At 56.9% G+C, this 10,781-nt stretch carries 6 protein-coding genes and 1 pseudogene; 6 read left to right on the plus strand and 1 reads right to left on the minus strand.

Annotation, left to right across the window (positions count from 1 at the left end; translation table 11 throughout):
* The first annotated feature begins 250 nt into the window (after nucleotides 1-250).
* From QD461_RS36050 to QD461_RS36075, 6 genes and pseudogenes are all read left to right on the plus strand, one after another.
* Nucleotides 251-2,407 (plus strand): AAA domain-containing protein, encoded by a 2,157-nt coding sequence (locus tag QD461_RS36050; RefSeq protein WP_240535432.1) that lies wholly within the window; start codon nucleotides 251-253, stop codon nucleotides 2,405-2,407.
* Nucleotides 2,379-3,773 (plus strand): hypothetical protein, encoded by a 1,395-nt coding sequence (locus tag QD461_RS36055; protein WP_004118324.1) that lies wholly within the window; start codon nucleotides 2,379-2,381, stop codon nucleotides 3,771-3,773. The genes QD461_RS36050 and QD461_RS36055 overlap by 29 nt, the downstream gene beginning before the upstream one ends.
* A gap of 345 nt (nucleotides 3,774-4,118) precedes the next feature.
* Nucleotides 4,119-5,825, plus strand: a complete 1,707-nt coding sequence (locus QD461_RS36060; RefSeq protein WP_414091586.1) for an McrB family protein — start codon at nucleotides 4,119-4,121, stop codon at nucleotides 5,823-5,825.
* Between the two features lie 404 nt (nucleotides 5,826-6,229).
* Nucleotides 6,230-7,327 (plus strand): DUF2357 domain-containing protein, encoded by a 1,098-nt coding sequence (locus QD461_RS36065; protein WP_414091587.1) that lies wholly within the window; start codon nucleotides 6,230-6,232, stop codon nucleotides 7,325-7,327.
* A 62-nt stretch (nucleotides 7,328-7,389) separates the two neighbouring features.
* Entirely contained in the window at nucleotides 7,390-9,681 is a 2,292-nt protein-coding gene (locus tag QD461_RS36070; RefSeq protein ID WP_244441503.1) for a hypothetical protein, read from the plus strand.
* A 441-nt stretch (nucleotides 9,682-10,122) separates the two neighbouring features.
* Nucleotides 10,123-10,473, plus strand: a pseudogene (locus tag QD461_RS36075) (transposase); the annotation flags it as partial.
* Between the two features lie 20 nt (nucleotides 10,474-10,493).
* On the opposite strand, the gene QD461_RS36080 reads toward QD461_RS36075, so the two are convergent.
* Nucleotides 10,494-10,781 (minus strand): transposase (locus QD461_RS36080; protein WP_414091588.1); only part of this gene is annotated, 288 nt, incomplete at its 5' end.

Raw genomic sequence — 10,781 nt, forward strand, 5'->3', positions numbered from 1 at the left:
ATTCAAGGCCAGTTCGGCCGCCGCGGCGCAAAAGAGAGGAGAAAAAGCCAGCCCATTGACCAAACCCTGATCAGAAAACCATACTCAGAGGTGGCTCACTTCTCGGTGGAAAAACCGGCTCAGTTCCGCGTGGAAACCAACAATCGTCGGCATCCATGATATCGCCGCACTCTTTCTACCGACCGATACTACCTTCACTGCCGGAGCTGTGCGTGACCTCGATACAATTGCAGCGTGGCCGAAGGAAAAATTGGCCACGACTGCGCTGGCGCCGATCCTCGGCTTGGATGCACCCGTTGCAACTAGGCTTGCTCCCGTCATCAACACGGGCGACTTGAATAAGGAGCAGATTGATGCGGTGAGGCGGTCTCTCCTCGCACCGCTTACGGTGGTAACCGGTCCGCCGGGGACCGGCAAAAGCCAGGCCATCGTGTCCATCGCTGCTTCCGTGATTGCCGATGGTGGAAGCGTACTTGTTGCATCGAAGAACCACCAAGCCCTCGATGCTGTCGAGACCAGGCTTGGTGGCATCGCTCCGCAGTCTCCGTTCCTAGTGAGGACGCTTGATCCTACACGCGACATCGATCAATCGTTCGATCAGGTGCTTGGCGAACTTGTCAGCGAGCCCACAAGAGGTGCGGCTGAGCCAGACTTGGTTCTACTGTCGAAACTCTCGACGCTCGCGCAAAATCGAAATCGGCTGCTCGACCAGATCGACGAGCTTTCGCGTATCCACGGGTTGATTGCGGAGCTTTTGGAGAGGCTCGAGGCGCAGGAGGCGAGCAGCGCTGAACGCGGAGTCCAGACATTGGTAGAGCCCGAAAAAAACCTCGTCATTCGGTTGATCAACACAATACTGGGAGCTTTCGGTCTTAAATCGAAGTTGTTGGTAGGCAGCCAACGTTCCGGTGGAGAGACAACGCTCGCCACCCTCAGGCAGCGTCTAAAACAGCTCCGCTCTGAATTAGCTACGATCGAAGTAAAGGGTGATCCAGTCGCGATTACGCAGGAGATAGGAGAGGTCGCTCGGGAGCTTCTTCCCAAAGTTCTGGCGTCAAAGGTCAACCTGACTGAGATCGACCGACGGAGGCTAGGCGAGGAGCTTGCCAACCTAGAGCTTGCTCAAAACACCGGGCCGCTGCCATCTGAATTGGCCGGTGAAGTTGTAAGTCACCGGCCCCTGTGGTTGGTTTCAGTCCTTGGCGCGGCACGGCGAGTGCCGCTGTCAGACAGCTTATTCGATCTCGCGATCTTTGATGAAGCAAGCCAGTGCGATATCGCGTCAGCACTGCCGATCTTCGCTAGGGCAAAACGTGCTGTCGTTGTCGGTGACAATCGCCAGCTTTCCTTCATCAGCCAGTTGGGCATTGCGCATGATCGAAACCTGATGCAGGCCCAGAACCTGCCGGTATCAAAGATGGGTCGGTTCGCGCAGAGCCGGAGATCGCTATTCGACTTGGCGGACCTCACGCCCGGGGCGGCGAAGGTTATGCTTCGCGATCAATATCGATCCGCTGCCGATATCGTTGGCTACATCAACGAACACTTTTATGGTGGTCAATTGCGGGTTGCAGGTGACCAGGACAAGCTCAAATCACCAAGGGGCATGAAGCCAGGTATTGCGTGGACCGATGTACCGGCGCCAACATCACCAATGATCGGCAACATCAATAATTCTGAGATCGCCGCGATAGTGCAGCATGTCCGCATGCTCCTCGTGGATCAAGGATATAGCGGGTCGATCGGGGTCATCGCTCCTTTCCGGCCGCAGGTATACGCGTTGGAGCAAGCGATCCACGCAGAAGTCAATGAAAAGCTTCGTGTCAAGGCTGAACTGCGTGTCGGCACGGTTGACAGTTTCCAAGGTCAAGAAAGAGACCTTATCCTTTTCTCACCCACGCTCGGCCATTCGAGTGCGATCAGCGCGGTCACGTTCGTGCAGAAAGACTGGCGCCGCCTGAACGTTGCCATTAGCCGCGCCCGGGCCGTCGCCCATGTCTTTGGCGATTTGTCGTATGCGCGATCTGGCAAGGTGCGGAGTCTTCAACGGCTAGCCGCTACGGCAACCGAACCAAAGGGCCGCATCGGCGAGGGCACGTTTGACAGCAATTGGGAGCGAATTGTGGACGCGGCGCTTAGGAAGCGCGGCTTGAACCCCGTTGCTCAATTCGAAGTCGCCGGTCGTCGCCTGGATTTTGCACTGTTTGGCAGCGGCGATGTCAAGCTCGACCTGGAAGTCGATGGTCGACATTGGCATGCCGACACCGACGGCAAAAGAAAGCTTGGCGACTATTGGAGAGACCATCAGTTGAAATCGCTTGGCTGGAAAATCCAGCGCTTTTGGGTGGACGAACTAGCTCAGGATTTGGAGGGGTGCATTGAACGCGTCGCAAAACAGCTTTCCTAGATCGCGGCGGTTTACCTATATCGCTTTGACGCTTGGCTTGCTCTCAGCGGCCGCGATCTCTGTCGCGTTGATTCAGGTCGACGCTCTTGAGCGCGACTACGGTGCCGTGCGTTCCGACATTCAGCGCTATAACAATGAGCGGACAGAGGCGCTGGGCCGACGCGATAGTGTCCTTTCGGAAATCTCTCAACGAAGTGTAGAAGCCGATGGTATTCGGAAAACCATCGCTGATCTGACCGCACAGCGAGATCGCCTCGACGCAGAGATAAACCAACAGACGGCATCGCTCGCCGAGGGCGTTGAGAAGCTTCAGGCGGGCCAAGAGCAATCGAAAGCGGCCGCCGATACTATTGCGGAAGCAGCTAAGGCCGAGAAGACGCTTGCGACCTTACGCTCTCAGAACGCTGACCTTGAAAAGCGGATTGCTGTCAATCAGGCAAAGATCGATCAGTCAAATGCCGACGTTGCACAAGCAGAAGATCGAAAAAGTGCTGCCGACGACGCGATTGCAGTCAGCGAAAAGGTCCGGCGCGATAAGGAGGCTGAAATCTCCAAATTAAACGCCCAGCTTCAGGACCTTGACGACAAAACACGTCAGGTCGCCGATCTTACCGCCCGTCAGGCCTCGTTGACGGCGCAAATGACGAAAATCACGAAAGATATCGGCGACAAACAACGTGCCTCGCAGGATTTAGACGCAACGATCGCAAAGCTCCAGGATCAGGCGTCCAAGGCGAAGGTCACTGCAGCTAAAACGGATGCCGACTTGGCCCGCCAGGACAGCAACCGTACGGACTTGGCCAACCAAGTCGGCGCTCTCGAAATGCGGAAGGCTGCATTGAACGGCGATCTCACGAGCGTGACCACAGCAGCGGACCGCGCACGATCAGATGCTGCAGCGGCTGAAGGCAGGCTAAAAATTGCCCAGGACGCGCTTGCAGAGGCGGAAAAATCTCTTCCGGTCGCGAAGGCACAATTAAATGATCTCCAGGCAGATGTCGCAGCTGCCACAACGCAACGTAACACGCTCAAAGAAGAGTTAAGCAGTCTTCAGGCACTGAAGTCTCGAACTTCGGCGGACAAAGCCGATGCTGATCGCGCAGCAGCTGAAAAAGCTGCTCTGGAAAAGGCTGTCGCAGACCTATCAAACCGACAAGCAGAACTGGCCAAAGAGCTGAGCTTGCGTCAGAGCGACCTAAATACTGTGAAAGCGGAGCTGGCCGAGCTTAACGGCAGGAAAGGGGTGCTTGTTCAGGAAATTGCATCTCTTTCAGACGCGAAGACGCCAAAGCAGACGGATGTGGCACCCGCGCCGCCAGCTATTGACGCCCCGACGACTACCCAGCCACAGCCTGAGAGGCCATAATTAGAGAGCGTCGACATGCTAACAGGAAACATCTTGATACTGCTTTTCGCAGCAATGGCTGTCGTAGCTCTGATCGTCGTGCAGATAAGCCTCGCGGTGCTCCATGACAGAGCCGTTACCGCCTCCGGGCCGACGCGCTCCCTGGAGTCTCTGGAGACAGCCATTGCCGACAAGCGGATGGCCCTTAGCGATATCGAAAATGAACTAGGAGAGCGCCGCAAGGCCCTAGCCAATATTGCCGACGTCCAGGCTGACTACGATGCGACCAAGAGACAGCTCGATGACTTGAATGCTGAATGGCTTCAGAAGGATGAGCGCCGCGAGGAAATCCGTGCGCTGCGCGAGGTGATCGAAGCGGAGATCATTGAAAAACACGCAGTTGACGCTGAGCTGGCTTCCGCCCGGGCAGATCTCGACGCTGTCCATGACCGCCTCACTGCCGCCGAGCGGCTGTTCGCTCTCAACGATGAGATGAAGCGTGAACAGGCAGCGCTTGAAAAGAAGATTGCAGAAATGCGGTCCCAAGCGATTGAGTTGAGCGAAGCGCAGGAGCGAGTGCAACGCTTAGAAGCGCTGTCGCAGGAACTTGGTAGAGAAAGCGCACGTGTCGAAGGCCTCCTCCAGGCGGCAAACTCCCAACTCTCTCAGGTTCAAGAAGACCTCGCTGTCGAGCGTCAGGCGACCGCCGCCGTTCATGCTGAATTCACGCAGACGTCGGCGAAACTCGCAGCCGCCGAGGAGCGTGCTCGTTCCATCGAAAGCGACATCTCATCGTTGGAAGATCGCCGTTCGTCGCTAATGGCACAGGTCGCTAAGATGGAGGAAGACGTTGCTGAGGCGAGCGGTAGGGATGCGCCGGGCCGCGAGGAGGCAATCGTTGAACGTCTCAAGGAGTTGACCACGCTTCCGCCGGTGCTGGCACAAATGCGGAGCTGGAAAGATCGCGCCGCTGAAAATGAGGCTGAGGCAGTCCAACGGGTGCTTCAGCGCCTTGAACAAAGCGGCCTCCATTACGACCGTCGCATTGTTTATGCCTTCCATACAGCAATGAAAACAAACGACACGACCCAGATGGCCGTGCTTGCCGGTATCTCCGGGACTGGCAAGAGCCAGCTGCCGCGACAGTACGCGGCAGGCATAGGGATCGGGTTCCTGCAGGTGCCGGTTCAACCTCGCTGGGATAGCCCCCAGGATTTGATGGGTTTCTACAACTATATCGAAAAGCGCTACCGTCCGACCGATATGGCGCGGGCGCTCTATCACCTGGACATTCTGAACAACCAGAAGAGCGAGTTTCAGGATCAGATGATAATGATCCTGCTCGACGAAATGAACCTTGCGCGTGTTGAGTATTATTTTTCGGACTTCCTCAGCCGCTTGGAAAGCCGCCCGCCGATGAACCGTGTGTCGGATAAATCCCTGCGCAAAGACGCTGAGATCGAGCTTGAGATACCGATGCCGCGAGGTATGGACGCTCCCCGCATCTTCCCAGGATACAACCTTCTGTTTGCCGGAACGATGAACGAAGACGAGAGCACGCAGTCGCTCTCTGATAAGGTTGTGGACCGGGCGAATGTCCTTCGCTTCTCGGCACCAAGAACCATCAGGACGACTGCGCAGAAAGCAAATATCGCCGAGCCCGAGGCGCTGTCGGCGGCAAGATGGCGGTCATGGGTGAATCCTGTTTCGACTGTGGAGAGTGAGCAGACCGTTATCGACAGCGTGGATAGAATGGTCAGCCTCATGAAGGGCTTCAAGAGACCTTTCGGTCACCGTCTCGGCCGCGCGATCATGGGGTATGTCGCGAACTACACCTCGTTCGACCAGGCGAAGGACTTGCGTGTCCCGCTCGCAGATCAGGTTGAAATGCGCTTGTTACCAAAGCTTCGCGGTATCGAAGTTGAAGACGGTAACGATCATGCTTTCTCCGAACTCATAAGTTTCGTTGGTGATGCCCTGCGGGACGATCACCTTGCGAAGGCGATCGATGAGTCGATCCGTGCTGCGAAAGAGGGCTCCGGTCAGTTCGTATGGAACGGGGTTTCGCGGTAATGCTCCATCTCGGCAGACCTTGGGATCGCAGAGGAGTTGCCAATGCGAAGTTCAGTCCTGGTGATTGTTTGGTCAGCGAGGTCCGTGGCGAGGCACCCAAGAACGGCGGACACTCGCGTCTTATGTCGGCCCGGCTTCAAGATGGACCGGTGGAACTTATTCTCCATCCATACCCGAAAACGGCGAATGCTCAGCGACCGGAGCGAATTGGGTTTCCGGTTCGCCCTCGTGGTGTAAAGGAGCATGAGACCCCGGAAGACGTGCGGGCGAGAGAGCTTCTTCGGCGGATGAACGAGGTTTTGGCGCGGGTCCAGGAGCTTGGCGAGGCCCTTGAAGACCCTTTGCATGTATGGTCCCGATTGCGCGATGCGTGGGAGCGCGCAGAGAATGAACACGATCCGCGAATGGCGGAGATCGTAAGGCAGGCTCAAGATGTCCTTCCGCGCCTGAAAGCGCTGGAGCCGAGGATCAGGCGCGTGCTTCGTCGGACGAGAGAGCTTACATTCTTGGACCGAGTTCAGGAAATGGATCGGGCGTCGATGCGCTGGCTCGTCCGTCAACCGGGGCGGACGATTGCGGAGCGAGCCGGTACAAGCCAGCGTATTCTCGCAACAGTCAGGCGAGAGAACTTTGATACCCCTGAAAACAGGGTTCTCCACGCGTATACGACACTTGCTTTCCAGGTTGCTCGCGAATGGATGCAGGAGCATCCACGAGCACGGCATAGCCGCCGCTACGCGCAAGTCAATCATTTCGGCCGGTTCTGCAAAACCTTCGCGCAGATGTTGGCAGATCTTGAAGTGAGCGTAGCCGATGCCGGGATTGTTCCGAACTACGTTCTGATGCAGGACCCGAGCTACAACTCCATCTATGAAGCCTGGCGCCGCCTGCTGGAGGAAGACAGGGTCCTCGATGACCTCTGGGCATGGCAAGCGGAGACCTGGACGGATTTTTCTGTGCTTTCTGTCGTGCTCGCTCTCAGCGAACTCGAAGAAGCCGAGCTAATTGCGCAATCGCCCATCGTCTGGCGTTCAGAGGCATCGCTCGGACGATGGTTCGAGCAGGATCGACCGATTGCCGTGTTCTGGTTGAAGAACACAGGTCGTATAGTCGAGGTACAATCCCGCCCTGAAGCACCAGGCCGTATGCTGGCCTTGACGCGGGCCCACGTGTCTCTCCGCATCTCCGACATCGACCGAGGCGGGATGCCGCGCCGCGTAGCAGTTTGGACCCCGCACACGATGGCTCGCATAGATCTCAACGACGCTGTCGTACGGGCAAATGAGCGATTGGTCGAGATTCAGCCATTCGGCCAAACTGAAGTTCTGCGTAACGGGCTGATACTGACCCCATCTCACGGTCAGTTCGAGACTTGCCTATCCCGTAAGGCTAGCACGCGCGTTGATGGAATTGCCTTGGAGGCCTCTGGCGAGGGGCTGCGGCAAGGGTTGGACGCTATCCGTGCGTTCGCACGTAGCGAAATATACGCGACGACGCCATGAGGAAACTGTGCGGGTACGATCTGAATGGATGGCGCGATAGCGCTGCGAGGAACTGGACCATTTTGCCGGACGGCGAGGAGCAGGAGGTTATTAGCTCTCTCATCGAAGGCGGCATTTTCGGTGTCGTGGTTGAAACTGGAGCGAAGGCCGACGGGGGCCTTGTGGGTGGTGCGCAGGCATCAATTTCTCCGCACGGCCTGGGTGCTGGTTGGGGTGTGGTCGGAGCTGCCGAGAAGCGGTTGAGGGTGACTGATCTGCTGAACGACGATCCATCCGTCCCCCACCTGACTGCAGCGCTGAAAGGGATGTCATCCGGTGCCAGCTTTGGCATCGCCAGCCTTGATGATCATGCTGAAACCGGCGAGCTACTGCAGGAACGACTGTTGGCGGCTCTGCGCAAGGCAAAGGTCTCGACGCCGCTTCTGGTTTGGCGATCCGTGTTGGCGACATTGTTCGCTATCGAAAGGGGAACAGTTGAAGAAGGCCAGGCCGTAGGTGTGGTTTCGCACACCGGAGACGGTGTCACGGTTCAAAGGCTGCGCATTCGTCGCGAGCGTAGCCATGGAGAGACTGTCTTAGCGCCGGAGCGTCGCTCGACAGGAAAACTGATCCGTTCGGGTTGGGGATACCGGGGATTGGCGGAGTTGGCAAAGTCTGCAATTTCTAGAGTTTCGTCGGTCGACCGAACCGATCATTTGGAATGGGCACGTTCGAATGGACGCCTTGCGCTCGGATTCCAGGCAGAGCCCGAGGTGTTACGCCAAGGAAACGGAGACTGGCAGGTATTAAGGCCGCCCGACACGATCGATCACGAGCAGATACCTCGATTGCAGGATGTGCGAGATGATGTCGCTGGGTGCGATGTGGTCTTGTTGGAAACTCTGTCCAAAGGTGCGATCAGAAAAGCATTCCATTCAGCAGTGATACAAAGCATCGGTGGAGATGTTGTGTTACTTGCTGACAACTCGATCGCAGATGGTGCGCTTCATGCCGCGCGGCGCCTAAGCAAGCGCGATCCCATCTATTTCGATTTCCTGCCGCAGATTTCAACGATTGTGCAGCGGCGTGACGCGGTCGAAAACTTCGACCTCGTTGATTACGATGAGACGCTTCCGGCAGGTGAGATGTACCGGAGCCCGAAACCGGCAAGATTGGCCATTCAAGCGGGGCAGGATCGTTTTTCTATTTTCCTTAGAAAGGAAACTTCCGAGCTTCCGCGCAAGGCAGAAGTCAACATCGGTGTGAAAGTCGACCAGACAGTTCCCGTCGAACTTTGGGTGGAACAGAGCCCGGCGTCCGGTCGAGCAAAAATCCTCGTTCACTCTCAGAAGTTTGGTCACCAATTCCAGGTCGACTGGGATGCCGCGACCGAACTCGAACAAAATTGGGACGCGTTGATCGAAGGGTTCCAGAGACCAGCACCGACAATACCGGGACGGCTTGTGCTCGCCTGCGGAATCGATAGTTGGAACGATAGCCCTCGCGGAGACGGGCTTTTCACGTTGCTTGAAAAGAACGTTGACCGGACTGCCGTCGATTGGACGGCACTCGCAAATCGGCTCTCGGCTCGACCTGGCGGCAAATACGCGATATCAAGTGACGGTGATGTCCCGAATGGAGTAGATGCTGTCGCGCTATCGCGCTTGGATCGACTTGTAGAACGAGCGTTAGATGAAGTCCGTCGCGGGCTGAGGGGCCAAGCTGTTGGAACCCAATCACTGCGGTTTCTGACATGGCAATTCCGCCGATGCCCGCCAGACGTCTCGGGCTGGTTGCTGGAGGCTTGGGACAAAGAAGCCCGGGGACACCCAATTTTCACTCAAGGTGCCCACTGGAAGCTCGCTTACCAGGGGTTGGGGCGGGTCGCCAGCAACCAGCATTTTGAGCTGCAGGCAATCCACAAGGTCTTGGGCAAGCCCATAGATCAATGGAAGTGGCAGAAAGAAACCGCCGCCATGGCGTTCCTACTTTCGCGCTCTGAAACCGCGCCTCGGCTGCTTACTCGCAAAGATGTCGAGCGGTTGACCAAACGGATTCTCCGGGAGTTCGAAGAAAATCTGGGCTCGACGTACACCAGATTCCAATACGCTCCGATGCTGCTTGTTGGCCTTCTCCGTTGGAGGGTGGTCGAGCCATTCGCGTTGGTTGAGGGGCAGGACCCTAAGGCGGATAAATTGGTTCGAGCAGTCGAGAGGACGATAGGTGATCTCAAGCACCAGGATCGTTTAAGGGCACTGGCAAAGTACGGGCGCATCCTGGAACACGTTCTTGAGGAACTACGGGGCGAGGGGTCCAACCCAGAGCTTCTGCTTGATATTTTTGGTGGGGCGGATGGGAGCGATGCCGACGAATAGTAGATCGCTGGTATGCGGCGTCCACGCCCCGTCGATTTTCAGTTGCGGGGATCTAAGGTTGATCTACGCGCCGTCAAATGAGCTCACCGAAGAGTACCTGACGAGCTCATTGTGAGGCCTTGATGCGGGCGGTATAGGCTGGCTCAGGGCATCGATATCTTTGGCAAGGTGAAGGGAAGCGTGGGGTTGATTGCCGTCATTCTCAAGGCGCCTCACTGATGTCAGCGGCATTAAATTAGGTACTCGAGCGAACAACAAAGGCACCGAGGCGACGACCCAAAAGACCAGCAACTAATACGGCGTCTCACTAAAATCGACTCATGGGCTGCGTATTCCGATGAAGCCGGCCATCGATTCCGATTTGAAGCCGGCCAGTCATTCCGATTTCATTCCGGCGGGCGTTCCGATTTGAAGGCGGCCATTTCTCGGACTGATCCTGGCATTCTGGCCGACGCCGGATACCGCGGCCACAATGCGCCCCAGAGCCACAAGCTGCGGGTCTTCACCAGTGGCCAGAAGCGCCACGTGACGCCGGCCATCAAACGTCTGATGCGAAGGCGGTCAGCCGTCGAGCCCGTCATCGGGCACCTCAAGAACGAGCGCAGAATGGACCGCAACTATCTTGCCGGACAGCAGGGCGATGCCCTCAATGCCGTTCTGGCTGCCGCCGGCTACAATTTCTCGCTTCTGCTCAGGTGGTTCAGGCTACTTTTGTGCCTGCTCGTCAGGCAAACTCTCGACGCCGACAATCATGCGCCGCCACACCGAAAACGGTTCTTCACGGGCGACTAAGAGTCGGATTCGAAAAGCGTTCAACGATATCCATACCTTGCTAGCCGTCTGGTGATGAGACGAATGTGGGCGATCATGATCCACGCTTCGGCTGATGCGATCGAGCGTTCGACGTCTTTGGCCAATCTGCGGCATCTGCCAAGCCAGGCGAAGGTCCGTTCGACCACCCATCGACGCGGCAGAACCTCGAAGCCTTTCGCCTTGTCCGAGCGCTTGATGATCTCGATCGTCCAGCGCCCGATCTTTTTCAGTCGCCGCTTCAACTTATCGCCCGCATAGCCACCATCGGCGAAGACATGCAGCAACCA

Source organism: Rhizobium sp. BR 314 (genome assembly GCF_047445805.1).
GTDB lineage: Bacteria > Pseudomonadota > Alphaproteobacteria > Rhizobiales > Rhizobiaceae > Rhizobium > Rhizobium lusitanum_B.